Here is a 22,153-nt window from a genome sequence, read left to right as displayed (position 1 = left end):
ACTTCTCTTTTAAAGTAACTGCTTATTTTTTATTACTACATCGATAATACAATCCATTTATAAAACCTACTGTTCCAAAAAGTATATGTACAAAAAATTTTAACAATGATGAATAATGAATGAAATTACTTGTTACTGCTATATAAAATAATATATACACCAATAACAATATCATATTTAACTTTTTTAGCATTTCACTCCTTTTTATACAAACTTTTTTTTGAAACATACTTCCTAATGGTTTCACAACACAAAACCAAAATAAAGGAAATGCTATAAATTGATAAATTATCATAAATAAATCTACAAAATAGTATTTATAATACAAAAATTTTTCATACCACATAATATAGCATTGACAAATAATTGCTGTATATAAACAAAAAGTATCTGATAAAACATACTTTTTCATCATATCATTCCCCTATTTATTGACTATTTTCATAATATTATATCTACATTTTACAACATTTTTTTATTATAGTCAACAATATACTACTATTTATAATTGATTTACTTTTCATTTTATGCTATATTTCTACTATCAAAATACAGAGGAATGATATTTTATGGAAATTACAATTCGTACTGCAACATCACAAGACGCAAAAGCATTACTTGACATTTATGCCCCTTATATACAAAACACTGCTATCACATTTGAGTACGAAGTACCTTCTTTACAAGAGTTTACAGACAGAATTACTCAAACATTGCAAAAATATCCTTATATTGTAGCAGTATCAGATAATAAAATAGTAGGTTATGCCTATGCAGGTGCTTTTGGCAAAAGAACTGCATACACTTGGACAGCAGAAGTATCTATTTACATAGCACAAAATTTTAGAAAAATGGGTATAGGAAAAAAACTTTATGAAACATTAGAAAGGTTACTAAAAGCTCAAAACATTATAAATATTATTGCTTGTGTTGCTTATACTGAGCAACAAGACGAACACCTTAATAAAAACAGTTTACAATTTCACAAACATATGGGTTATGAAGTAGTCGGAAAATTAAATCAATGTGGCTATAAATTTCATAAATGGTATGACATTATACATCTTGAAAAATACATCGGTTCTCACAGTATAGAACCTTTCCCTTTAAAAAATTTTGATGATGTCAAATTTATGCTTTACAGTAAAGGAAACAATACATTATGAATAAAATAGAAGCTATATACCAAAAAGCATTATATACTATATTTCAAAGTCAATTTCGTATCATACATAACACCGATAATACTACTAGTATTATATTAGACGGTGAACAACAAGAATTTTATTTTACTCTTTATGGAAATAATTGTGTTTATTTATATTGGTGCAATGAATGTTTTATATTTGACTATTACAGAAATAATTTAGTATCTTCTGATACATATGGAGAAATTGTATTTGAAGGTAATATTGATATAGAACAACTTCCTAAAATAATAATAGAGATTATTTTACAATTAAAAGACTGCATATTTTTAAATAAACAAGAAATTATAAAAGCAAAAACTCCTTCAGGTTACGACAATATAAAAGATTATATCATTAAAGCAAAAACGTCTAAACTTTCTCAAAAAACATATAGGCTAAATAATATCATTATTGAATATTTATTATTTTAAATACTGCTGTTTTTTGTTTAACATACTACAAATACAATATAAACAATAATATAATATTACTTTGTATTTCTTTTCATTTAGCAATTTCAAAAATAGTATATTTCACTTTATACCATTTGACTTCTTTAGTATAACCATGAAATATACCATTTTTAAATAAAAAAATCTATTCTCATATACAACAATAGATTACTACTCTATTTTAAATGCCATTTTTCTCCATTTGGCATAACAAAAATATACCCTGAAAATCTCTCTACTATATTTCCTTCAGGAAGCAATCTAACAACCGTTTCCTCTCTATATTCTGGCTGTTCATACCACACATTAAAATATAATTTATTTTCTTCTCTAAAACAAAAGCTTTCTCTGTTCTCTATAGAAAATTTTACTTTTTCAGGCCATACAATTTCAAAATAATTATCACTTGACTGTATTGTTAACATTAAAGGACTTTTATGTAAACATAAATTATAACAATCTTTTATAGCACAAAGAGGCAATTCTATTATTTTTACTGCTTTATTATATACTGCTTCAAAGCGAAAAAGAAATATCATTTTTTTTATAAAATCTACTTGCAATATTATTACAAAGCCATTATTATAAATCGGTTTTCCAAAATAACACCCTTTTGCTGTCAATGCTTCATTATTGTATACTTTACCATCAGGATAATGTATCAAATACAAATGATTACATAATATTTCTCCTTTTTGAAACAACTGTTGTGCTTCATATAAATCTCCTCCTGTAATGTCTATACTCCAATACCATTCTTGTGTACCACCTGCTACTATTTCTAAATTTGTCAATCCATTTAATTCAATTTCTTTTATATTAGTATTCAATATTGATTTCTCCCATCATATACAACACAGCAGTGCCACTTACTTTTACTCTCTGCCCTTTATTTTTACAATACAATATTCCTCCTCTTTCAGAAATCTGTTTTGCTACCATATCATTTTTTTGAAGTCTTTTCGCCCAAAAAGGTATTAAACTACTATGAGAAGAACCAGTTACAGCATCTTCTTTATTTTCTAATTCTGGTGTAAAATAGCGTGAAACAAAATCTACTTCTTTTCCTTTTGCTGTTACTACAACGCCTAAACCTATATTTAATTTTTCCATTTTATCAAAATCTGGTTTTATATTTTTTACTTGATTTTCATTTTCCAAAAGTATTATCAAATCTCTTGAAATATAAGTTTCTACAGGTTTTATACCTATTACATCTGTCACTTTTTCTATAACATCTATTTTTTCAGGCATATAACAAGGTAAATCCATTTCAAACAAATTTCCCTTTTTTTCTACTATCAATATTCCACTTTTGGTATGAAATGTTACAACAGAAGTCATTTTTTCTATGAAATTCATAATAACATAAGCAGCAGCCATAGTTGCGTGACCACATAAATCAATTTCTGATATTGGTGTAAACCATTTTAAAAAGTATTGTTCTTTTTCTTTATAAACAAAAGCAGTTTCTGACAAATTATTCTCTTTTGCGATATTTTGCATTATTCTTTGTTTTAACGGCTTTTCTAATATACAGACACCTGCTGGATTTCCTTGAAATACTTTTTCTGCAAAAGCATCTATTACAAAATATTTCATTATGTTATTTTCTCCTTTTTGTTTTTTACTAATTCTATGTAATATAAAATGAAACAGTTTTATACTTCATTTATATTTTCCATTTTTACCAGTTCAATATTTGCCTCTTCCAACATTGCTTTTGACATTTCATCAGGATAATCTCCTTTATAAACCACTTTTATAATACCTGCGTTAATTAGCATTTTAGCACAAATGACACAAGGTTGTACATTAACATATAATGTTGCACCTTCTGTAGTATTTCCTAATTTTGCTGCCTGTATAATTGCATTTTGCTCTGCGTGCAATGCTCTACAAAGTTCGTGACGCTGTCCTGATGGTATACCCATTTTTTCCCTTTCACAGCCTCCCAATTCTGTACAATGTTTTAAATGAGAAGGAGCTCCATTATATCCTGTAGTAATAATTCTATTATCTTTTACAATGACTGCTCCTACCTGTCTTCTTAAACAAGTAGACCTCGTTTTTACTACCTCTACAATCTGCATGAAATATTCGTCCCAACTTGAACGCATTACTCTCCATCTCCTTTTTTTATTTTTTAAAATAATATGGGAAATCTTCTATAAACAAAGAAGATTTCCCATTATTGATTATACCATCAAATACATTTTTTTTGCTTCAAATGTCAATTCTTCTCTAAACTGTGGTGCAGCCAATGAAATTAAAAGTTTTGCTCTTTCTCCTGCTGTCAATCCTTTTAATCTTGCTACGCCATTTTCTGTTACAATATAATCTACATCATTTTTACCTGTTGTTACAATAGAACCAGGTGTTAATACAGGTTTGATTTTTGAAATTGTACCATCTTTTGCTGTAGACTGCATTGCAATAAAGCCTTTTCCACCTCTGGACAGATTAGCACCTCTTACATAATCCAACTGTCCGCCACTTCCGCTATAATGTTTTGTACCTATACTTTCTGCACAAACTTGTCCAAATAAGTCAATTTCTACTGCAGCATTTACAGAAATAAAATTATCATGCTGTCCTATAATATAAGGGTCATTTGTATAGCTTACTGGGTGCATTTCAAATGAAGGATTATCATCTACATAATCATACATTTTTTGTGTTCCCCATGCCAATGTTGCAATCGTTTTGCCTTTATTAAGTGGTTTCTTTTTATTTGTAACAGCACCACATTCCAGCAAATCTACCATACTATCTGTAAACATTTCTGTATGAATACCTAAATCTTGTTTATCTTTTAATAATATTCCTACTGCATTAGGTATACCACCTATACCTAACTGTAATGTTGCTCCATCTGGTACTAGCTCTGCTATCATACCACCTATTTTTTTATCATTTTCTGACAATGGTGGATTTTGCAATTCTGAAAGTGGTCTATCACTTTCACATACTGCTGTTACTTGTGAAATGTGTATTAAATTATTACCAAATGTTCTTGGCATTTTTTTGTTTACTTCCAAAAGTATAATGCTTGCTCTTTCTGGCATAGCTGGTATTTCTGCTCCTGACATTCCAAAAGAAAAATATCCATGTTTATCCATAGGAGAAACTTCAGCATAAAATACATCTAATCTTGGCATTACTTCTGTCCAATATAGTGGCATTGTACTATAGTGGTTAGGTATATAATCATATAATCCTTGCTGTATTCCTTTTCTTCCTGGGCCACTTGTAAACCAAGAAACATAATCATATCTTCCTCTTAATTCTGGGTCTAAAAAAGCAGAACCAGGTTTTACTGACAATATAGCATGATGATATACATTTTCAATTTCACCTTTTTTTGCTCTTTCTCCTACTGCTTTTATAATAGATGATGGTTCACCTAATGCTGTAGGGCAAGCACAAATATTACCTGACTTTACATATGTTGCTACTTCTTCTGGGCTTGCTAATTTTTGTTTATACATTTCTTCAAAACGATTTCCCATTGGTAACGCCTCCTTTAAAATATTTCATTTACAGTTTTTTTCTATTAAAATAAATTACTAAAAGCCTTAACATTTGGGGAAATATAAAAAGGCTTTTACTATTCATTTTCTTTATTTTATCAAATTTTACATTAAAATTCCAGTATTTAAAAAAATACTCAACACTCCAAATCAAATATTTCTTGTAATACTTGTTTTACATCGCATTTTGGATTGAATGCAACAATGTCATTTATTGTTATTTGTTCATTTCTATATACTTTTTCTACCACTTCACAATTTATATCCATATCAAAATAATACTTTGCCCATTCTATCCATTGTTGTGCATTTATACAAATATAAGAAAGCAAAAAATCTTTTCCATTATCATATTCTTTTAAACTTTCTAAAATATTTTGTTTCCAACATTGCATTTTATTATCATACCACATACAGAATGTCATATAATATAATTCTTCTTTATTTTCATAGATATAAAAAAAACTATGTGGTATATTTGCATAAGTATCTCTAAAAAAATTTTCATTCCATTCATCAGCACCAAACTGATTTAATTTGCTTTCATGGTCAAATCCCTTTATCAACACACCTATATCTTCAAATAAAATATCAACTGTATCACCAGCACCATTATTAATAAAATAGGCTTTTTTGGATGGATATTTCTTTACTACACGTAAAAAAGACTTTTGTTGTGGTATTAGTATAATTTCTAATATTGCCATAGCTTTTAAACTACAATATAATTGTTGTGGTGATAAATAATTAGGAGTAATTAAAATAATATTCATAAAAAACCTTCTTTCATTAAAAAAATTCTTTTACTCCTTTTCCACCTAAATAATGAAATTTCTTACTTTGGTATCTGTTTTCTGCTATCATCTCTTGTTCAATTTCATCTCTTATTTTCCACCAACTTTGCCCCCAATTTGCAAAAAAGGTATCTTGCTCTGGTGCTCTACCTAACAATCTTTGTATCCATATATTGGGTGAAATATATTCTAAAAACAGTTTTACTCTTTCTTTATATTCTTCTATACTACAAATTTCAAACATTCCTTTTGCATATTCTTCTGCCATTTTTGTGCCTTTTTCAATATACAAACTATGCAGCTTTACATAGTCATTTTTCATTACAGAAACCAGTTTTGCACTTTCTATTACATCAATTTTTTCATCATAAGGCAAATTCAATATTACATGAGTGCATAAATGAAATCCATATTGTTTTATTAGCATACAAGCCTCAATATATTCTGCTAATGTATGTCCCCTATTTATTTTTTCAAGACTATGATAATTTGCTGTCTGTAGTCCTAATTCTACTGTGATTTCTATATCATTTTTTTCAGCTAGTTGTTTTAATACTTTTAAGTACTCCTCTCTAATGCAGTCTGGTCTTGTGGAAACAGCAATTTCTACTATATTTTTTTGCACTGCTTGTTCCATATATTTTTGAAATTCCTCTAAAATCAAATAGGTATTTGTAAAGCTTTGAAAATAAGCTATAAATTTTTCTGCCTTATACCTCTTTGAAATATATGCCATATTTCCTTTTAACTGTTCTTCAACAGAAAAAGCGTCGGATTTCTGTTCCAATCCGCCGCCCTTTTGACCGCAATAGGTACAACCACATCTGCCATTTTTTCGATTTGGACACGAAACAGGAATATGCACAGGCAATTTATAAATTTTCTGTCCATAATGCTCTTTTAAATAAACAGCATATCGGTTATAAATATATTGTTCCATATTTTTAAGAAATCAGATAACTTTTTAATGCTTCTGGTATTGTTTCTTTATCACGACTAATTGTCATAATAAAATCAACATTTGCTTTTTCAGATACTTTTTCTAATTCATTAATAAAAGCAAACAAATCATCATCTGTCATATATTTTACAATATTATTTAATCCATCAATATAAATTTTTTCAATATCTCCATCTTGAGATAATATACCACATATAAATCCAAAGAATATCCTTTGATCTTCCATTCTAAATCCTGTTGTATCTACAAAACGAATATTGTAATGTAAATCATACATATGTCTATTATCATCATCAATAAATACTATATGTCCATCAGACAATTTTCCTGCTTCATTTGACATATCTATTAAACGTTTTGTTTTTCCTTCGCCTTTTTCACCTATTAAAATTTGTATCATTGCAATCTCCCCCTTAACGTGGTTTATTTTATATATTCGTTGTGTACATCGACTTTTTCATAGTATTTTCATTATAATTTTAAATATTCTATAAAAAATAAAAAATTCCTTCTTTTTTTATGACTTTTTTTTCAAATACCATTATTTTATACTTTCTATACAAAATACTACTAAAATTATTGTATACTTTTATAAAATATTATTCTACAAAAGAATGACTATAAATATAAAATTCTTCTTGGCTTTTCTGATATTTTTTTTCCATTTTTTCTAAATTTTCATCAAATTTTTGTGCTTCTTTTTCATCAACATTCATAATATCACTATAATAGTATGTCCATTTTTTCCCTTCTAAGGCATTTTGTTTTAATTCCTTTATCATCATTGCTGTTGGATATTTTCCATTTTCATCACAAATATGATATTTTTTACAGCTTTGAAATCCTAAGCTAACATAATTACTTGGACTTCCGAATATTACAATGGTATCATATCCCATTTCTATAGCCTTATCAAAAGAATGTTCTATCAGCATTTTTCCGTAACCCATTCTTTGATACTCTGGCAATATACAAACAGGGCCAAATGTCAATATTTGTTTTTCTTCTCCACTTTTATCTATCAATTTTGATTTTGTATACATGATGTTTCCAATAATTTCATTTTCTTTTTCTAATACAAAATCTAATTCTGGTACAAAGTCATTATGGTTTCTCATAATATGCACTAAATAATGTTCTACACAACCTGGAACATACAAATTATAAAATGCTTTTCTTGTAATTTCTTCTACTTTAGCATAATCTGTTTCTTTTTCATTTCTAATTGTAACCATTTTTATCTCCTTTTTATAATCGTTTTCCAAAATAAAAATAAACTTTTCAAATTCCATACAAAACTTCCTTTATTTTATACATCTACTATCTACTTCATAGCCTTGTTCTATTGCTTCCTCTTTACTATCAAAATAAATTCTATTTTTTTCTTGTGGTAAATCAGTACAATAAGAACTATGCAGTTTTTTGCTATTTTTATTTCCTATAAAAATATCCTCTTCTGCTTCTTTTTGTGCCTCTGCTCTCTCTATATTTTCTGTATTTAGTCCATTTTCTGCCCAAAGCCCTCTATTATTTTGTTCTGCTTCTGCCTCAAATGACAAAAACAAATCATACAATGTATTATTTGGTGCATATTCATATACATTTGCATAACCATCTAATACTACTTTTGCATTATACATTTTTTCTCTAATTTCATTTTCATCATTAACATCAACTGGTTTTTCCAGCCAAACATATCGCAATAATCTATCATATTTATCTCTATCTGAAACATCTTTACTTAAATATACTATTTGTCCTTTTTCAATAGTTTGTTTTGCGTAATCACTTGCTTTTTGTCCATATATTGTATTTTTTGTTTCATCAGGGTGTACACTTTCAGGAGTATCTATTCCTATCATTCGAATAGTATATCTTTCTCCTTCTAAATAAACTTTTATAGTATCCCCATCTACTACACTCGCTACTTCTACTGTTTCTATCTCCTCATTATTTGCATCAGCATACTCTATTGTTTCATCTTCTACTATTATATCTTGTGTTTCTACATCTTCTATAGCAATATCTTCTATATTAATATCATTTATATCATCACAGCCTGTTAAAATACCAAAACAAAACAATACTGTACTCAACAATACAGCTATTGTATTTTTCCATTTCATAATATTATCCTCCTTATAATACCAAAAAACGGTATGCCATACAGCATACCGTTTTATTTTTTATACATTATTTCAATGTTACTGTTGCACCAACTTCAGAAAGTTTTGTTTTGATTTCTTCAGCTTCTTCTTTAGAAACTTGTTCTTTCAATATTTTAGGAGCACCATCAACTACTTCTTTTGCTTCTTTTAATCCAAGTCCTGTTACTTCTCTAACAGCTTTGATTACTTTAATTTTTTCAGAACCAACTTCTGTCAATTCTACATCAAATTCTGTTTTTTCATCTGCTGCTGCACCACCTGCTGCTGGGCCTGCTGCTACCATAACACCTGCTGCTGCGGATACACCAAATTTTTCTTCTGCTGCTTTTACTAAGTCATTAAGTTCCAATACAGTCAATTCTTCTACTGCTGCAATGATTTCTTCAATTGATAATTTTGCCATTTTAAAGCACCTCCATAATTTTTTATACGATATTTTCAAATGATTTTTGTATTATTCTGCTGCCTTTTCTCCATCTTTTTCTGCAATTTGTTTGATAACACGTGCAAAGGAAGATATTGGAGATTTGAAGCTGCCCAAAAGTTTGGAAAGTAATACTTCTCTGGAAGGGATTTCAGCAATTGCTTTCATACCTTCTGCATCATATGTGATACCTTCTATTACACCAGCTTTAAATTCTAATACTTTGACATCTTTTGCTGTTTTGCTCAATATAGCTGCTGCTGCTGTAGCATCTTCATAGCTAAACGCAAATGTACTTGGGCCTTCCAAGTATGGCTCTAAACCTTCAAACTGTGTATCTTTAATTGCAAAACGTACCATTGTATTTTTATATACCTTATAGTCAACGCCAGCTTCTCTCAAACTTTTTCTTAATATTGTATCTTGTTCTACTGTCAAGCCTCTTGCATTTACTACAACAACAGAAGACGCTTTTTCCAGTTTTTGTTTGATTTCATCAACGATAACCTTTTTTTGTTCTACTTTTGCCATTTCTTTACACCTCCTTAAATCATATAGAAAAGAAAACTTTTTTTACAAATAAAAAACATAAAAAAAATCTCTTTGACGCAGACAAAGAGAGAATGATTTTAACAATTTTCCTCGGCAGGATTTCCGCTTATGCACCTGCTGTCTACGGCAATATTTTTTTCAACTGTTACACTATATCATGTCCTATACTAAATGTCAATATTTTTCTGTATTTCTTTTTATTATTTTTTATATATCATTCTCATTATAAATAAATCGTCACAATATTATAGTGCATATTTATACAAATTAAACAAAAAATATATTATTTTTAATCAAATTCTATACAATCATACAATATTTCATACAAAACACTATAAAACATTAAAATTACTGCACTTTTTTATTCATAATATGACTTAATATCAAACAACAGAACTATTTTTTCTATTAAAATCAATAAAAATAGTAGAATTTTTTACAATAATATTGTTCTGTTACTGCTAAAAATTTCGGAAATTATACTATTGACAAACAATATGAAATACAGTAACATTTCATATCATTTTGAGAAAATTGACAATCATATTAATTATATTATTATTGTTATTTTTATTTCTCTAATAATGAAAATTTGGTGTAATATTGTTTTCTTTATAAATGAAAGTGGGGAATGATTATGGAAAACAAAAAAAACTTTTTTGATGGTGCTTTTGGTAAATTGATACTGCCAGGTATTGTCTTACAATCTGTTTTAATTGGTGGTGGCTATGCTACTGGACGTGAAATTGTAGAATATGGTGCAAAATTTGGTGCTATGGGTTGGTTAGCTGGTGTAGGCACTTTTTTAGGATTTGCTATTATTGCAGCACTGTCATTTGAACTTATTCGTTTATACAAAGTTTATGACTACAAATCTTTTATAAAAGAAATCGGAGGCCCTCTTTGGATTGTTTTCGATATAGTCTATTTTTTATTTATGATTGTTATTATTGCTGTTATGGCTTCTGCAACAGGCTCTATTGTAGAACAGACACTTGGTCTTAATTATTGGGTAGGCGTTGCTGCTATTACAATTATTGTAGGTATATTAAATTTCTTTGGTGAACGTCTAATTGAACGTTTTGAAACTTATGGTACTATTGCACTTTATGTAGGATACATTATTTTTGCAGTAATTGTTATTAGTAATAATCATGAAAATATGTCACAGGTTTTTGCAACAAATGATACAAGCTTTGTACCTAATGCAACAGCTCCTGCTATATTATGGAGTGGCATATTATATTGTGCTTACAATTTAGTTGTAGTACCTTCTTCTTTCTTTACTATCAAAAGACAGACCAAAACAAGCGAGTCCATTATCAGCGGTATTATAGGTGGTATTTTAATGACAATTCCTTGGTTTTTAACTTATTTCGCTGTAATGTGTTTTTATCCTAATGAAGATGTATTAGCTGCTTCTGTACCTTGGTTATCTATGATGCAAGGTGTTGCTGGCCCTGTTGTGATAGGTATATTTGGTATTGTTATGGGTTGGACACTTATTGAAACATCTACAGGTATTATTCACGCTTGTATTGAACGTGTAAACAATGGCTTAGGAGAATTGCATAAAAATAAAATGACACGCCCTCAGCAAGCTATACTCACATTAGTAATACTTATTGGTGCTATGATACTTTCCAGAATTGGTATTATTGATTTAATTGCTACTGTTTACAATGGTCTTGCTTACGCATTTTTAATTATATATGTTGTTCCATTATTAACAGTAGGTGTCTATAAAATTATAAAAAAACATAAAGAACAAAATGGAAAGCAATATCAATATCAAGTAAAAAGAGAGGGATAACAATGAAAGTCGAACAATTTGTTATGGCGTATGAAGTGGGGCAGGACAGGCTTCGTGCACTTTTACCCAATGACTTTCATTCTCTCAGGCCTGTTTTACGAATTAACGCAGAAATTAGGGCAGACAACACAACATATATGGAATTAAACACAGCTGTAGAAGGTTATGGAAAACGCGGTTGGCTAAATATAGCACATTAGGATAGTACAGTTTTTAATATTTCTTACCAAAAAAGGAAATACAATAACATTTATTGCTTCATTCTTAACAATTACTTTTACCTGAAAGAATTATTGCAAATAAAGAATTTTGTAATTGTGAATTTGCGTGGAATTTTTCTGAAGCCGATGCTAACGGCATCAGCACTGACAAAACATTGCCTGCATTTTCTACAGAACCTAAAATTCAGTACCAAAAACAAAAATTTTCTGTACAAAATGCTGCTGCTATACCCTGTGAACAGGTTTTAGACTGTTATGTTGTGGTATTTGAACGTTAATAAAAACTCCCTTTCGTATAATGTGAAAGGGAGTTTTTTTAAAGTTATCTAGTAAAAAGGCTTATAAGTTTACATATAAGCCTTTTTTTGATGTTCAATAGAAAAACTATTTTCTATTTTATTATTCTGTTATTTTAGCAGGGTTAATTTTTACACCAGGTCCCATTGTTGTTGAAATAACAACACTCTTCATATACTGACCTTTTGCTGCTGCTGGTTTTGCTTTTATCAATGCACTCATAAGAGTTTGGAAGTTCTCACTTAATTTTTCAGAACCAAAAGATACCTTACCTACAGGAACATGAACAATATTTGTTTTATCCAAACGATACTCAATTTTACCTGCTTTAATGTCTTTTACAGCTTTTGTTACGTCCATTGTAACAGTACCAGCTTTTGGATTAGGCATCAAGCCTTTAGGGCCTAACACACGTCCTAAACGACCTACAACACCCATCATATCAGGCGTTGCAACTGCAACATCAAATCCAAACCAGTTATCATTTTGTATTTTTGGAATTAAGTCCTCTGCTCCTACAAAGTCTGCTCCAGCTGCTAAAGCTTCCTCTGCTTTATCACCTTTTGCAAATACTAATACACGAACTGTTTTACCTGTACCGTGTGGAAGAACAACGGCACCACGTACTTGTTGGTCAGCATGTCTGCTGTCAACACCCAAACGAATATGTGCTTCTACAGTTTCATCAAATTTTGCAGATGCTGTTTTTTGTACCAAATCAATCGCTTCTGCTGTATCATAAAGCATTGTTTTATCTACTAACTTTGCTTTTTCAATATATTTTTTTCCTCTTTTCACTCTTGTGACCTCCTTATGTGGTAATATCGGGAGAATTCCCTCCCACTATTTGGGCATTTTTTACCCTTTTTATTATTTATTATTCTTCTACTGTAATGCCCATGCTTCTTGCTGTACCGCAAATCATGCTATATGCAGCTTCAATAGATGCAGCATTCAAATCTGGCATTTTTGTTTCTGCAATTTTCATTACTTCTGCTTTTGAAATTTTTGCAACTTTTGTTTTGTTTGGCACACCAGAGCCAGACTCAATACCGCAAGCCTTTTTCAACAATACTGCTGCTGGTGGAGTTTTTGTAATAAAAGTGAAACTTCTGTCTTGATATACTGTGATAACAACAGGAATAATAAGTCCTGCTTGAGAAGCTGTTTTCTCATTAAATTCTTTACAGAAGCCCATAATATTTACACCATGCTGACCTAATGCAGGACCAACAGGTGGGGCTGGTGTTGCTTTTGCTGCTGGAATTTGTAATTTGATATAACCTGTAACTTTTTTTGCCATTTCGGCACCTCCTATATATGTGGTAATTAACGGGGATTTTTTCCCTCCCACGCACAAGCCCTATTTTTATTTGCCTGTGCAGAAACGAATATCATACTTTTTCAATTTGTCCAAAATCAAGTTCAACAGGTGTTTCTCTGCCAAATATAGACAGTTTTACAACCACTATTCTTTTATTGGTATTAATCTCTTTTATAATGCCTACAGAATTTGCAAAAGGTCCTGCTATCACTTTTACAGCATCGCCCAGTTCTACATCTATATTTTCTACAGAGCTACCTATGCCCATAGCAAATACTTCTTCATCTGTCAGCGGAACAGGCTTTGAACCAGGGCCGACAAAACTTGTCACTCCTCTTGTATTTCTTACAACATACCATGTATCATCATTCATAATCATTTTTAACAACACATAGCCAGGAAATACTTTTCTCTGCACTGTCTTTTTTTGACCATTTTTGATTTCAACAACATCTTGCAAAGGCACACTAACCTCTAATATTTGGTCTTGCATACCTCTATTTTCAATGATTTTTTCAATGTTGGCTTTTACTTTATTTTCATATCCAGAATAAGTATGCACAACATACCATCTCATTTCATTTGATGCTTTTACTTCCTCTGGTCTTATTGTTTCATCAGACATAATACCATATCATTCCTTTTTCTACTTGATTTTATTATCCTAACAAATTCAGTATACAATCATATCCTGCTGAATACACCATATCCATACAGGAAACAATAACTCCGACTAATAAAGAAGTAAGAATTACTGTCACTGTTTTTTTTGCCAATTCTTGTCTTGTAGGCCACACAATTTTTTTAAACTCTGCTTTATAATCTGCTACTGTTTCAGAAAATGTAGGCTTACTGTTTTTATTTGGCTGTTTTTTTTGCTTTTTTAATTCGTCTTTTCCGCTTGGGTTTGTGGTGTTATTTTCTGCCATACTGTTCACTTCCTTAAAAACAAGTAATTTTCCCTCATTACTTTGTTTCTTTGTGTAATGTATGGGATTTACAGAACTTACAATACTTTTTCAGTTCCATTCTGTCAGGCATTGTTTTTTTGTCCTTTGTTGTGCTGTAGTTTCTTTGTTTGCATTCTGTGCAAGCTAAGGTAATCCTTGTTCTCAAGACTTCCACCTCCATTAGTCAATTTTCTGCATAAAAAAAAGACTTGCGTCTTTCTGCCTAAAAGAATATCATAACTCCTTTTTGTTGTCAATACTGTTCCAAAATATTTTTTAATTTTGTAACTTTTTTGTGTAAAAAAATAAAAATTTGGGCTCAAGCCCTTTAAAAAGAGCTTGAGGGTGTGTTGAGGGTAGAGCCCTCAAGGTCTTTCCTGCTATAAGCGTGTTTTTGAAGGGGAGTGTCCGACGGACATGGGGGAACTTTTCACAAGTGAAAAAAGTTTCTCCTCTTTAATTTTGTTTTTTATTTCGTTTGAAATAGAGAAAACGAAGTTTTCTCATTAAAGTTTTTGTCAAACTTTTTTCAAAAAGTTTGTGGGTTGTAGGGCAACGCCCTACGGTCTTCTACGCTTTCAAGCGTGTTTTTGAAGGGGAGTGTCCAACGGACACGGGGAAACTTTTCACAAGTGAAAAAAGTTTCCCCCTCTAAAAAATTCTATTAAATTTGTTTTCCTGTATCTCTAAAAGTAAAAACTCCATCATAATCACAATCCAAAACATCAGCAATTCTGTGTAATTCTTTTTCAGTCAAATTATCCTTTTTTAATTTATTATAAAAATTTGCTCCTTTGTAACCTAATCTATCACTTAACTCTTTAATCGTCATATTTCTTTCTAATAGAATTGTTCGTATTTTCAACGACATTCCCATATTTTGCACCTCTTTCTTTTTTAGTAATAATACACTTTTTTGTACAAAAAATCAAATATACGTGTAAACTTATACTTTAAATAACAAATTTATATATTGACTTATTATATTTATTAATATAGAATATATACTATAAAATATAATATTATATTTATTAGTATATTAAAAAGTCAAAAAAATTTTTCATGTAAAAAATAAAAATACCAGAAAGGAAGAAGTTTATGGGAAAAATTTTACAAGCATTTGCAGACGGCGAACTCTATGTAACAGAAATTGTTCAAAAAAGAACTCCTGAGCGTCAAAAACTAATAGAAAAAAATTTACAACTTTACAATGAATTAAACGAAAAATTAAATGATGATGAACAAAAACTACTTCAAAATTTATTAGACGTTATTTCTGATGAAAATTATTACGATACACAAAACAATTTTATCAGAGGTTATTGTCTAGGTGCATTGATGACAATGGAAATACTTTCAGAACAAAGTTCCTTTTTACAACCTTAAAGCCTAAAAAACAAAAGTCCATACCTACATTTTATTTAATATTTTGCAGGTATGGACAATATTATTTTTTATCCATATGTTTTAATATACATTTCAGTGTTTGCTCACTAATTACGTGTTCCATACGGCAGGCATCTTTTGCTGCTATTTCTTCTTCTACTCCTATCTGCATTAAAAATTCTTTTAGCACACAATGTTTTTGATATACTTTTTCAGCTACTTCTTTTCCTTTTTCTGTTAAAAGAAGCTGATTGATTTGTCCAACTTTTACATACCCCGCTTCTTTCAACACAGACATTGCTCTACTTACACTAGGCTTTGAAAATCCCAATTCATTCGCTACATCAACAGAACGTGCAATACCATTTCTTTTTTCTAAAATCAATATTGTTTCTAAATAATTCTCTCCAGACTCTTGTAATTTCATTACTTTTCACACCACACTTTTTTTCAAAAAAATATTATTTCTATAGATATTATCATACCATATTCCACATTAATAAGCAATAAAACCATTGTCATTACTAAAATAGCATATTGACAAAATCAACAGTTAGTGATACTATAATAACAAAAGTTAGCTTTAACTAATAACTACTTTAAGAAAGGAGTTACTATATTTATGAGTGTTGTTATTATAGGAGGCCATGACCGCATGGTTTGTCAATATAAAGAAATTTGTAAAAATTATAAGTGTAAAGCAAAAGTATTTACTCATTTACCTAGCAATTTTAAGTCAAAAATTGGTAACCCCGATTTATTAGTACTTTTTACAAGTACCGTTTCTCATAGTATGGTAAGTGGTGCTTTACAAGAAGCAAATAAAAATAACATAGCAATAGCACGTTCTCACAGCAGCAGTTGCTGTGCTTTAAAAAAAATATTAGACTGTCACTGTTGTTAATATTATTTTTTATAATGTAGTTAGCTTTAACTAACCAATTACACCTCCCAAATAAAAAAGGCATATTGTCTAAAAATAACAATATGCCTTTTTTTACTTATTCATATGATATTGCAATACAAAAAAAAGCATTACCAATATCATCATTTCCATTCTAATCAATGAACGTTTTTGTTTCATATACTGCTCATAAAATTTATCTTTTTGAAAATATTTCCCTAAACGCTTTTTCTCTGCTTCTCTTTCTTCTAAATAGCAATAATATCTATTAAATATTAAAAATATGCCATACATTACCGCTACAACAGAAAAAGTATATGGTCTATTCCAACAATAAATAATTGTGGCAATCAACACCCACAACACAAATGTTCTAAATCTTTTATAATGTGTTTTTTCTTTCATAAAAAAACTTCTTTATTTTTTATTTTTTTAAATATTGTTCCAGTGCTTGTGCCAACTGGTCAGGGCAGCTTGATGTTCTAGGGCCACAAGTAACGCCTTTTAATCTTTTTGCTACTTCTTCTGCTGGCATACCTTCCACCAATTTCGCCAATCCTTTATGATTGCCATCACAACCATTGTGAAATTTTAAGTTATATACCTTTCCATCATCTAAGTCAAAATCAATTTTTACAGCACAGATGCCTTTTGTATCATATGTGATATGTTGCATAGTATTTCCCTCCTATATTTATTTTGTTATATATTATAATAAAACTATATTTATTATAATACAAAATTTTTTAAAATACCAGTTTATAATACTTTTATTTATTATTTTTTTCTAAAAAAAAGTGTTATAAAAAATATTACTGCTGCTACCAACACTATAGATGCTCCTGCCGATGTGCCCCATTCATAAGAAAGTACCAATCCTACTGTAGCAGATATACAACCTATTATTGTTGTAACACAATGATACTGTTTTACATTAACAGAAATATTTCTTGCTGCTGCTGCTGGCAATATCAAAAGAGAATTGATTGTCAATATTCCTATCCATTTTATTGAAATCATAACAGTTATTGCTACCAATATCACAAAAGCATTTTCTGTAAATGCTACATTCACTCCTCTACTTACTGCAAAAGAACGATTGATACTTACAAGAAGCAAATCATTATACAATACTATCCACACAACATAACAAACTATCAATGTTACTATTATCAATATCAAATCACTTTGTGTAATAGTCAATATATCTCCTATCAAATAATAAGAATATTTTGCAAATCCTCCTTCTTGTGACAATATTACAATACCCAATGCCATAGCAGCAGAAGAAAATACACTAATAATACTATCTGAAGAAAGTATGTCAGCTCCTTTTACTTTTGTAATGGCAATACTAAGCAATATTCCAAATGCAATCATACACAAAAGAGGCTGTTTTAATCCTAATACCATTCCTATACCTATTCCTGTTAAAGCACTATGTCCTAGTGCATCAGAAAAAAATGCCATATTATTATTTACTGCCATAGTGCCCAGCAGTGCAAACAGTGGTGCTAAAAAAAGTACTGCTAAAAATGCGTTTTTCATAAAATCATACTGCAAAAATGCAAAAGGAAGCCTTTCCAATATTTCATATATCAATTCCATATTTTTTCCTCCCCTGCAAAATATCCAAATGTTTGCTGAAATGCTTTTGTTTGAAAAACGTCTTTTGCTTCTCCTTGTTCTGTCACCGTTTTATCCAAAAGTACTACTTTATCTGCATAATGTCTTATCAATGCCAAATCATGAGAAACTAAAAGTACTGCTATATGATACGTATTTCTCAAATAAGTTACTTTTTTATAAAACAAATCTAATCCAGTCGCATCTACTCCCGAAACAGGTTCATCTAATATTAGCAAATCTGGCATGGGGTCTATTGCCATTGTTAAAAGTACTCTTTGTAATTCTCCCCCAGAAAGCGACCCCAATTTTTTATTTAAAACATCAGCACAATCCATTTCTTGCAATCTTTTGAACAAATTTTGTTTTTGTTGTTTTTTATACCCAGACCACACAGGTCTTTTTGTAGTCGTTGTCATCATAAAATCTGCTACACTTACAGGCATACTTTTATCAAATATTAATTGTTGTGGCACATATCCTATTACAGGATTTTTCATTTCTTCACCATTATGTTTTTCATAATAAATTTTACCTGTATAATTTCTCTCTCCTAATATTGCTTTTAATAATGTAGTTTTGCCTGCACCATTTCTTCCTATGAGTGCTGTAAGCTGCCCACAATGAAATTCTAAATTGACATCGTCTAATAGTACATCTTGTCCGCTTTTAACAGAAACATTTTCTATTTCTACACGGCACAAACCACAATTATTATGAACACTCATAAACCTATAGCCTCCTGTATGACATTTTTATTTTGTTCCATTGCCTTCAAATAAGCATCTTTTTGCAATTCTCCTGTTGTAATGGGATTTAATAGATACACTTTTGCTCCTGTTTCTTTTGCAATGAGTTGTGCATATTTTTTTCCTTCATCTTCTGCTGCAAAAAACACTGTAATATTTTGCTGTTTTACCAAATCTATTACTTGTGTTAATTCTTTTGCAGAAGGTGTTTTTTCTTCTTCTACTAATACCTCTGCACAAATTGTAAAGCCATATTCTTCTGCTACATAATCAAATGCTTCATGAAATGATATGATTTTTATTTGTGTTTTTTGTGATTTTTGTTGTTTTTGAAAATTTTGTATTTTTTGTTGAAACACTTCTAAATTTTTAACATACTGCTGTTTATGCTTACTGTCTTTTTGACACAGTACATTACAAATATTTTCTGCTTGTTTTAAAGCATTTTCACTATATAGCCATATATGTCCATTATACACTTCTTCTTCCTCGCCATGTTCCTGTTTATTATCATGGTGGTGATGATGGTGTGTATCAAGCAGTTTTACACCTATAGAAGTATCTAAAACAGGCAATTGTATATATTGTTTTTTTACACCTTCTAAAAAAGCCTCCATTCCTGCACCATTTATCAAAAATAAATCTGCTTTTTCCAGTGCTTTTCTATCTTTTGTTGTAAGTTGGTAGTCATGTAAACAACCTGTTTTAGGTTGTGCCATATTTTCTAATGTTACCCCTTCTACACCATCTGTTATATTTTTTGCTAAAACATAAACAGGATAAAAAGAAGCTACAACAGTAACTGTTTGTTGTTCTATTTTTTGACTGCTGCACCCTGAAAATAGCATCAAAATGCAAAGCAATACTATACTACACTTTTTCATAACTTCCTCCATAGCAAATCAAAATATTTTGCGTTTTATTTTATACTTTCGCTATTTTATTGTCAATGCCATTATGATATAATGTATATAAATTTACTATATAATGCAAGGAGGTATTCGTTATGTCACTAAACATTACAGGAAATTTTTTCGGACAAATAAAAAATAGCAAACAATATCAAGCAGCAGCAAAAGATTTTCTTTCTCTTCATCGTCAAGAAGTAGCTGCAATGTCACCAGAGCAAAAAATGATGTACGAATTGCTTGGCGGAGAAAAGGGATATATGAATAATGTAATGAAAAACTATAATTCAGACGGAGATTTTACCGCAGGTGGCATTGTTGTACCTGGAATGCTTGCAACAGGTATCCCCGAGTCTGAAAGACATCAAATTATCAATATCTCAGAAGATGCACGTCAAATGATGTTTGATAACGTCAAAAGAGAATTTATAAAAGAAAATGGTATTTCTAACGGAAATACTACAAAAAGGTCAGAGGTTTTTAGAAAATTTCAGCTTAGTATTCCCAAAGAGGACAGACTAAAAGGAACATGGACATTACAACAATATGAAGGAAACTACCGCTCTGCATTATATCACGCTGTAAAAGCAGCAGACCCAAATTGGGAAGCTGGTCAGCCTTTTGACCCTGCAATATTAGACAATATTACAAGAGAAGATATTGAAAAAAATCTAGTACAAAGTGGAAACAGGCTAGTGAAAAAAAGCATTAATTGCTATGCTTAATAACATAATAAGGAGAGAATTTTTCTGAAAAAATTAACACAATATTTTTACATGAGAGATACTGTCACTGTTGCAAGGGATTTAATAGGAAAATATATTTGTCATACTGTAAATGAACAACAACTTATATGTCGTATTACAGAAACAGAAGCTTACACTGGCGTATTAGACAAAGCGTGTCACGCTTATGGAAATCGTCGTACTAATCGCACAGAGGCACTTTATTTATCTGGTGGTCATGCCTATGTATTTTTAATTTATGGTATGTATTATTGCATGAATATTGTAACAGAACCACAAAATACGCCTTGTGCTGTGTTATTAAGGGGTTGTGAGCCTATTTCTCCATTAGAAACACTTTCCCAAAATAGATATAAAAAGTCCTACAATGAATTAAATTCTTATCAAAAAAAGAATTTTTCCAATGGACCTGGAAAATTAGCAAAAGCACTTGCCATTACCAAAAATCAAAATAAAATGAGTTTACTTCAAAATGATTTCTTTTTATTTGAAAAAGAAAATGACACTCCCCCTCACATTTGTGTGAGTGCTCGCATCAATATTGATTATGCTGAAGAATATGCCCTAAAACCTTGGCGCTTTTTTGAAGCACAATAAATATACAAATAATTTACTTTTATTAAGGAGGCAATAATTATGTTTAGAGAAATGCGTCGTAAAAACCAAATATTATCACAAGAAGAAAGTATTGCAATATTACAAAATGGTACTACTGGCACTCTCGCAGTATTAGGTGATGATGACTACCCTTATGCTATACCTATCAACTACTTCTATCAAGACAACAAAATTTATTTTCACGGTGCTAAAGCAGGTCATAAAATAGACGCTATTAAAAAACACAACAAAGTATCTTTTAGCGTCATTGCACAAGATGACATCGTTTCAGAAAAACTTACAACTTATTTTAAAAGTGTTGTTGCTTTTGGAACCGCTCGCATGATAGAAGATGATGCAGAAAAAAGAAGTGTTATGGAAAAATTAACAGCAAAATTTGCACCAGACCAACCAGAACAAAAACGTTCTGAAGAAATTACAACACAATTTGCTGCACTTGGTATCATAGAAATGACCATTGAACATATCACAGGAAAACAAGCATTAGAACTCACAAAAAAATAATTGTATTTATCAAAAAAGGCTGTCATTTCGACA

At 30.1% G+C, this 22,153-nt stretch carries 33 protein-coding genes and 1 other annotated feature; of the genes, 9 read left to right on the top strand and 24 right to left on the bottom strand.

Annotated features, from left to right (window positions below; translation table 11 throughout):
• Positions 1 to 22: 22 nt before the first annotated feature.
• Positions 23 to 415, bottom strand: a complete 393-nt coding sequence (locus C820_RS05960; protein ID WP_004037265.1) for a hypothetical protein — start codon at positions 413 to 415, stop codon at positions 23 to 25.
• A gap of 154 nt (positions 416 to 569) precedes the next feature.
• Between C820_RS05960 and C820_RS05955 the strand changes: the two genes are divergently transcribed.
• Positions 570 to 1,166, top strand: coding sequence for a GNAT family N-acetyltransferase (locus tag C820_RS05955; protein WP_004037266.1), 597 nt, complete (start codon positions 570 to 572; stop codon positions 1,164 to 1,166).
• Positions 1,163 to 1,621, top strand: coding sequence for a hypothetical protein (locus C820_RS05950; RefSeq protein WP_004037267.1), 459 nt, complete (start codon positions 1,163 to 1,165; stop codon positions 1,619 to 1,621). Before C820_RS05955 ends, C820_RS05950 begins: the two co-directional genes overlap by 4 nt.
• A gap of 197 nt (positions 1,622 to 1,818) precedes the next feature.
• Here C820_RS05950 and C820_RS05945 read toward each other — a convergent pair whose 3' ends face one another.
• The 11 genes from C820_RS05945 to rplJ form a co-directional block, all read right to left on the bottom strand.
• A complete protein-coding gene (locus C820_RS05945; protein ID WP_004037268.1) occupies positions 1,819 to 2,472 on the bottom strand; it encodes a hypothetical protein in 654 nt (217 codons plus the stop codon).
• Entirely contained in the window at positions 2,462 to 3,244 is a 783-nt protein-coding gene (locus tag C820_RS05940) for a PhzF family phenazine biosynthesis protein (protein ID WP_004037269.1), read from the bottom strand. Before C820_RS05940 ends, C820_RS05945 begins: the two co-directional genes overlap by 11 nt.
• Before the next feature lie 59 nt (positions 3,245 to 3,303).
• On the bottom strand, positions 3,304 to 3,762 hold the full coding sequence (locus C820_RS05935) for a deoxycytidylate deaminase (protein ID WP_004037270.1): 459 nt from the start codon (positions 3,760 to 3,762) through the stop codon (positions 3,304 to 3,306).
• A gap of 78 nt (positions 3,763 to 3,840) precedes the next feature.
• Positions 3,841 to 5,154 carry an acetyl-CoA hydrolase/transferase family protein gene (locus C820_RS05930; protein ID WP_004037271.1) on the bottom strand — a complete coding sequence of 438 codons (1,314 nt, stop codon included), beginning with the start codon at positions 5,152 to 5,154 and terminating at the stop codon, positions 3,841 to 3,843.
• Positions 5,155 to 5,312: 158 nt separating this feature from the next.
• Positions 5,313 to 5,948 carry a hypothetical protein gene (locus C820_RS05925; RefSeq protein WP_004037274.1) on the bottom strand — a complete coding sequence of 212 codons (636 nt, stop codon included), beginning with the start codon at positions 5,946 to 5,948 and terminating at the stop codon, positions 5,313 to 5,315.
• Between the two features lie 16 nt (positions 5,949 to 5,964).
• Positions 5,965 to 6,909 carry a tRNA modification radical SAM protein MnmL/YtqA gene (gene mnmL / locus C820_RS05920; protein WP_004037276.1) on the bottom strand — a complete coding sequence of 315 codons (945 nt, stop codon included), beginning with the start codon at positions 6,907 to 6,909 and terminating at the stop codon, positions 5,965 to 5,967.
• 4 nt (positions 6,910 to 6,913) lie between these two features.
• Positions 6,914 to 7,330: a hypothetical protein gene (locus C820_RS05915; RefSeq protein ID WP_004037277.1), complete on the bottom strand. Its 417-nt coding sequence runs from the start codon at positions 7,328 to 7,330 to the stop codon at positions 6,914 to 6,916.
• A 199-nt stretch (positions 7,331 to 7,529) separates the two neighbouring features.
• A complete protein-coding gene (locus C820_RS05910; RefSeq protein ID WP_004037279.1) occupies positions 7,530 to 8,222 on the bottom strand; it encodes a GNAT family N-acetyltransferase in 693 nt (230 codons plus the stop codon).
• A gap of 12 nt (positions 8,223 to 8,234) precedes the next feature.
• Positions 8,235 to 9,056 (bottom strand): thermonuclease family protein, encoded by an 822-nt coding sequence (locus tag C820_RS05905; RefSeq protein ID WP_004037281.1) that lies wholly within the window; start codon positions 9,054 to 9,056, stop codon positions 8,235 to 8,237.
• A 67-nt stretch (positions 9,057 to 9,123) separates the two neighbouring features.
• Entirely contained in the window at positions 9,124 to 9,501 is a 378-nt protein-coding gene (gene rplL, locus C820_RS05900; protein WP_004037283.1) for a 50S ribosomal protein L7/L12, read from the bottom strand.
• Positions 9,502 to 9,552: 51 nt separating this feature from the next.
• A complete protein-coding gene (rplJ, locus tag C820_RS05895; protein WP_004037286.1) occupies positions 9,553 to 10,053 on the bottom strand; it encodes a 50S ribosomal protein L10 in 501 nt (166 codons plus the stop codon).
• 52 nt (positions 10,054 to 10,105) lie between these two features.
• Positions 10,106 to 10,219 (bottom strand) — a sequence feature (ribosomal protein L10 leader region).
• Positions 10,220 to 10,711: 492 nt separating this feature from the next.
• Between rplJ and C820_RS05890 the strand changes: the two genes are divergently transcribed.
• A complete protein-coding gene (locus tag C820_RS05890) occupies positions 10,712 to 11,887 on the top strand; it encodes a YkvI family membrane protein (RefSeq protein ID WP_004037288.1) in 1,176 nt (391 codons plus the stop codon).
• Positions 11,888 to 11,889: 2 nt separating this feature from the next.
• Positions 11,890 to 12,087 carry a hypothetical protein gene (locus tag C820_RS05885; RefSeq protein WP_004037290.1) on the top strand — a complete coding sequence of 66 codons (198 nt, stop codon included), beginning with the start codon at positions 11,890 to 11,892 and terminating at the stop codon, positions 12,085 to 12,087.
• Between the two features lie 420 nt (positions 12,088 to 12,507).
• Here the strand turns inward: C820_RS05885 and rplA are convergent, their stop codons facing one another.
• The 6 genes from rplA to C820_RS05855 all read right to left on the bottom strand — a co-directional run bounded on the left by rplA (position 12,508) and on the right by C820_RS05855 (position 15,556).
• On the bottom strand, positions 12,508 to 13,203 hold the full coding sequence (gene rplA, locus C820_RS05880; protein WP_004037292.1) for a 50S ribosomal protein L1: 696 nt from the start codon (positions 13,201 to 13,203) through the stop codon (positions 12,508 to 12,510).
• Positions 13,204 to 13,282: 79 nt separating this feature from the next.
• A complete protein-coding gene (gene rplK, locus C820_RS05875) occupies positions 13,283 to 13,708 on the bottom strand; it encodes a 50S ribosomal protein L11 (protein WP_004037294.1) in 426 nt (141 codons plus the stop codon).
• 91 nt (positions 13,709 to 13,799) lie between these two features.
• Positions 13,800 to 14,354, bottom strand: a complete 555-nt coding sequence (gene nusG / locus C820_RS05870) for a transcription termination/antitermination protein NusG (RefSeq protein WP_004037296.1) — start codon at positions 14,352 to 14,354, stop codon at positions 13,800 to 13,802.
• Between the two features lie 34 nt (positions 14,355 to 14,388).
• The gene (gene secE / locus C820_RS05865; RefSeq protein ID WP_004037298.1) at positions 14,389 to 14,658 is read right to left on the bottom strand and encodes a preprotein translocase subunit SecE; all 270 of its coding nucleotides are present in this window, start codon (positions 14,656 to 14,658) and stop codon (positions 14,389 to 14,391) included.
• 37 nt (positions 14,659 to 14,695) lie between these two features.
• The gene (gene rpmG, locus C820_RS05860; RefSeq protein WP_279282654.1) at positions 14,696 to 14,860 is read right to left on the bottom strand and encodes a 50S ribosomal protein L33; all 165 of its coding nucleotides are present in this window, start codon (positions 14,858 to 14,860) and stop codon (positions 14,696 to 14,698) included.
• Positions 14,861 to 15,343: 483 nt separating this feature from the next.
• Positions 15,344 to 15,556, bottom strand: a complete 213-nt coding sequence (locus C820_RS05855; RefSeq protein WP_004037300.1) for a helix-turn-helix domain-containing protein — start codon at positions 15,554 to 15,556, stop codon at positions 15,344 to 15,346.
• 221 nt (positions 15,557 to 15,777) lie between these two features.
• On the opposite strand from C820_RS05855, the gene C820_RS05850 reads away from it, so the two are divergent.
• Positions 15,778 to 16,065 (top strand): DUF6809 family protein, encoded by a 288-nt coding sequence (locus C820_RS05850; RefSeq protein ID WP_004037302.1) that lies wholly within the window; start codon positions 15,778 to 15,780, stop codon positions 16,063 to 16,065.
• 61 nt (positions 16,066 to 16,126) lie between these two features.
• On the opposite strand, the gene C820_RS05845 is transcribed toward C820_RS05850, so the two are convergent.
• Positions 16,127 to 16,492, bottom strand: coding sequence for a metal-dependent transcriptional regulator (locus tag C820_RS05845; RefSeq protein ID WP_004037304.1), 366 nt, complete (start codon positions 16,490 to 16,492; stop codon positions 16,127 to 16,129).
• A gap of 195 nt (positions 16,493 to 16,687) precedes the next feature.
• Between C820_RS05845 and C820_RS05840 the strand changes: the two genes are divergently transcribed.
• On the top strand, positions 16,688 to 16,969 hold the full coding sequence (locus C820_RS05840) for a DUF2325 domain-containing protein (protein WP_004037306.1): 282 nt from the start codon (positions 16,688 to 16,690) through the stop codon (positions 16,967 to 16,969).
• 93 nt (positions 16,970 to 17,062) lie between these two features.
• Here the strand turns inward: C820_RS05840 and C820_RS05835 are convergent, their stop codons facing one another.
• The 5 genes from C820_RS05835 to C820_RS05815 all read right to left on the bottom strand — a co-directional run bounded on the left by C820_RS05835 (position 17,063) and on the right by C820_RS05815 (position 20,228).
• Complete coding sequence (locus C820_RS05835; RefSeq protein WP_004037308.1) at positions 17,063 to 17,374, bottom strand: hypothetical protein; 312 nt, start codon at positions 17,372 to 17,374, stop codon at positions 17,063 to 17,065.
• Between the two features lie 19 nt (positions 17,375 to 17,393).
• Positions 17,394 to 17,645, bottom strand: a complete 252-nt coding sequence (locus C820_RS05830; RefSeq protein ID WP_004037310.1) for a TIGR03905 family TSCPD domain-containing protein — start codon at positions 17,643 to 17,645, stop codon at positions 17,394 to 17,396.
• 101 nt (positions 17,646 to 17,746) lie between these two features.
• Entirely contained in the window at positions 17,747 to 18,577 is an 831-nt protein-coding gene (locus C820_RS05825) for a metal ABC transporter permease (protein ID WP_004037312.1), read from the bottom strand.
• Positions 18,568 to 19,323 (bottom strand): metal ABC transporter ATP-binding protein, encoded by a 756-nt coding sequence (locus C820_RS05820; protein ID WP_004037314.1) that lies wholly within the window; start codon positions 19,321 to 19,323, stop codon positions 18,568 to 18,570. The genes C820_RS05825 and C820_RS05820 overlap by 10 nt, the downstream gene beginning before the upstream one ends.
• Complete coding sequence (locus C820_RS05815; protein ID WP_004037316.1) at positions 19,320 to 20,228, bottom strand: metal ABC transporter substrate-binding protein; 909 nt, start codon at positions 20,226 to 20,228, stop codon at positions 19,320 to 19,322. Before C820_RS05815 ends, C820_RS05820 begins: the two co-directional genes overlap by 4 nt.
• A gap of 122 nt (positions 20,229 to 20,350) precedes the next feature.
• Here C820_RS05815 and C820_RS05810 point away from each other — a divergent pair, with 122 nt between their 5' ends.
• The 3 genes from C820_RS05810 to C820_RS05800 are packed head-to-tail and all read left to right on the top strand — an operon-like array spanning position 20,351 to position 22,120.
• Entirely contained in the window at positions 20,351 to 20,977 is a 627-nt protein-coding gene (locus tag C820_RS05810) for a DUF3879 family protein (protein ID WP_004037318.1), read from the top strand.
• 18 nt (positions 20,978 to 20,995) lie between these two features.
• Positions 20,996 to 21,595 (top strand): DNA-3-methyladenine glycosylase, encoded by a 600-nt coding sequence (locus tag C820_RS05805; protein WP_502799879.1) that lies wholly within the window; start codon positions 20,996 to 20,998, stop codon positions 21,593 to 21,595.
• 39 nt (positions 21,596 to 21,634) lie between these two features.
• Positions 21,635 to 22,120 (top strand): pyridoxamine 5'-phosphate oxidase family protein, encoded by a 486-nt coding sequence (locus C820_RS05800; protein WP_004037321.1) that lies wholly within the window; start codon positions 21,635 to 21,637, stop codon positions 22,118 to 22,120.
• Positions 22,121 to 22,153: the final 33 nt, after the last annotated feature.

The organism is Clostridium sp. MD294, assembly GCF_000364165.2.
Classification (GTDB): Bacteria; Bacillota; Clostridia; order Lachnospirales; family Anaerotignaceae; genus Coprocola.
Note: the sequence above shows the minus strand (reverse complement) of the source record. Positions and strands in the feature narration are given on the sequence as shown.

Coding starts and splice junctions, on each gene's coding strand:
- C820_RS05915 (WP_004037277.1), bottom strand. CDS start 7,330: ATGATACAAATTTTAATAGGTGAAAAAGGCGAAGGAAAAACAAAACGT.
- C820_RS05890 (WP_004037288.1), top strand. CDS start 10,712: ATGGAAAACAAAAAAAACTTTTTTGATGGTGCTTTTGGTAAATTGATA.
- C820_RS05825 (WP_004037312.1), bottom strand. CDS start 18,577: ATGGAATTGATATATGAAATATTGGAAAGGCTTCCTTTTGCATTTTTG.
- C820_RS05810 (WP_004037318.1), top strand. CDS start 20,351: ATGTCACTAAACATTACAGGAAATTTTTTCGGACAAATAAAAAATAGC.
- C820_RS05940 (WP_004037269.1), bottom strand. CDS start 3,244: ATGAAATATTTTGTAATAGATGCTTTTGCAGAAAAAGTATTTCAAGGA.
- C820_RS05930 (WP_004037271.1), bottom strand. CDS start 5,154: ATGGGAAATCGTTTTGAAGAAATGTATAAACAAAAATTAGCAAGCCCA.
- C820_RS05815 (WP_004037316.1), bottom strand. CDS start 20,228: ATGAAAAAGTGTAGTATAGTATTGCTTTGCATTTTGATGCTATTTTCA.
- C820_RS05800 (WP_004037321.1), top strand. CDS start 21,635: ATGTTTAGAGAAATGCGTCGTAAAAACCAAATATTATCACAAGAAGAA.
- C820_RS05840 (WP_004037306.1), top strand. CDS start 16,688: ATGAGTGTTGTTATTATAGGAGGCCATGACCGCATGGTTTGTCAATAT.
- C820_RS05850 (WP_004037302.1), top strand. CDS start 15,778: ATGGGAAAAATTTTACAAGCATTTGCAGACGGCGAACTCTATGTAACA.
- C820_RS05830 (WP_004037310.1), bottom strand. CDS start 17,645: ATGCAACATATCACATATGATACAAAAGGCATCTGTGCTGTAAAAATT.
- rpmG (WP_279282654.1), bottom strand. CDS start 14,860: ATGGAGGTGGAAGTCTTGAGAACAAGGATTACCTTAGCTTGCACAGAA.
- rplL (WP_004037283.1), bottom strand. CDS start 9,501: ATGGCAAAATTATCAATTGAAGAAATCATTGCAGCAGTAGAAGAATTG.
- C820_RS05835 (WP_004037308.1), bottom strand. CDS start 17,374: ATGAAAGAAAAAACACATTATAAAAGATTTAGAACATTTGTGTTGTGG.
- rplJ (WP_004037286.1), bottom strand. CDS start 10,053: ATGGCAAAAGTAGAACAAAAAAAGGTTATCGTTGATGAAATCAAACAA.
- C820_RS05950 (WP_004037267.1), top strand. CDS start 1,163: ATGAATAAAATAGAAGCTATATACCAAAAAGCATTATATACTATATTT.
- rplK (WP_004037294.1), bottom strand. CDS start 13,708: ATGGCAAAAAAAGTTACAGGTTATATCAAATTACAAATTCCAGCAGCA.
- C820_RS05905 (WP_004037281.1), bottom strand. CDS start 9,056: ATGAAATGGAAAAATACAATAGCTGTATTGTTGAGTACAGTATTGTTT.
- mnmL (WP_004037276.1), bottom strand. CDS start 6,909: ATGGAACAATATATTTATAACCGATATGCTGTTTATTTAAAAGAGCAT.
- C820_RS05885 (WP_004037290.1), top strand. CDS start 11,890: ATGAAAGTCGAACAATTTGTTATGGCGTATGAAGTGGGGCAGGACAGG.
- C820_RS05820 (WP_004037314.1), bottom strand. CDS start 19,323: ATGAGTGTTCATAATAATTGTGGTTTGTGCCGTGTAGAAATAGAAAAT.
- secE (WP_004037298.1), bottom strand. CDS start 14,658: ATGGCAGAAAATAACACCACAAACCCAAGCGGAAAAGACGAATTAAAA.
- C820_RS05845 (WP_004037304.1), bottom strand. CDS start 16,492: ATGAAATTACAAGAGTCTGGAGAGAATTATTTAGAAACAATATTGATT.
- C820_RS05935 (WP_004037270.1), bottom strand. CDS start 3,762: ATGCGTTCAAGTTGGGACGAATATTTCATGCAGATTGTAGAGGTAGTA.
- C820_RS05925 (WP_004037274.1), bottom strand. CDS start 5,948: ATGAATATTATTTTAATTACTCCTAATTATTTATCACCACAACAATTA.
- C820_RS05960 (WP_004037265.1), bottom strand. CDS start 415: ATGATGAAAAAGTATGTTTTATCAGATACTTTTTGTTTATATACAGCA.
- C820_RS05910 (WP_004037279.1), bottom strand. CDS start 8,222: ATGGAATTTGAAAAGTTTATTTTTATTTTGGAAAACGATTATAAAAAG.
- C820_RS05955 (WP_004037266.1), top strand. CDS start 570: ATGGAAATTACAATTCGTACTGCAACATCACAAGACGCAAAAGCATTA.
- nusG (WP_004037296.1), bottom strand. CDS start 14,354: ATGTCTGATGAAACAATAAGACCAGAGGAAGTAAAAGCATCAAATGAA.
- C820_RS05855 (WP_004037300.1), bottom strand. CDS start 15,556: ATGGGAATGTCGTTGAAAATACGAACAATTCTATTAGAAAGAAATATG.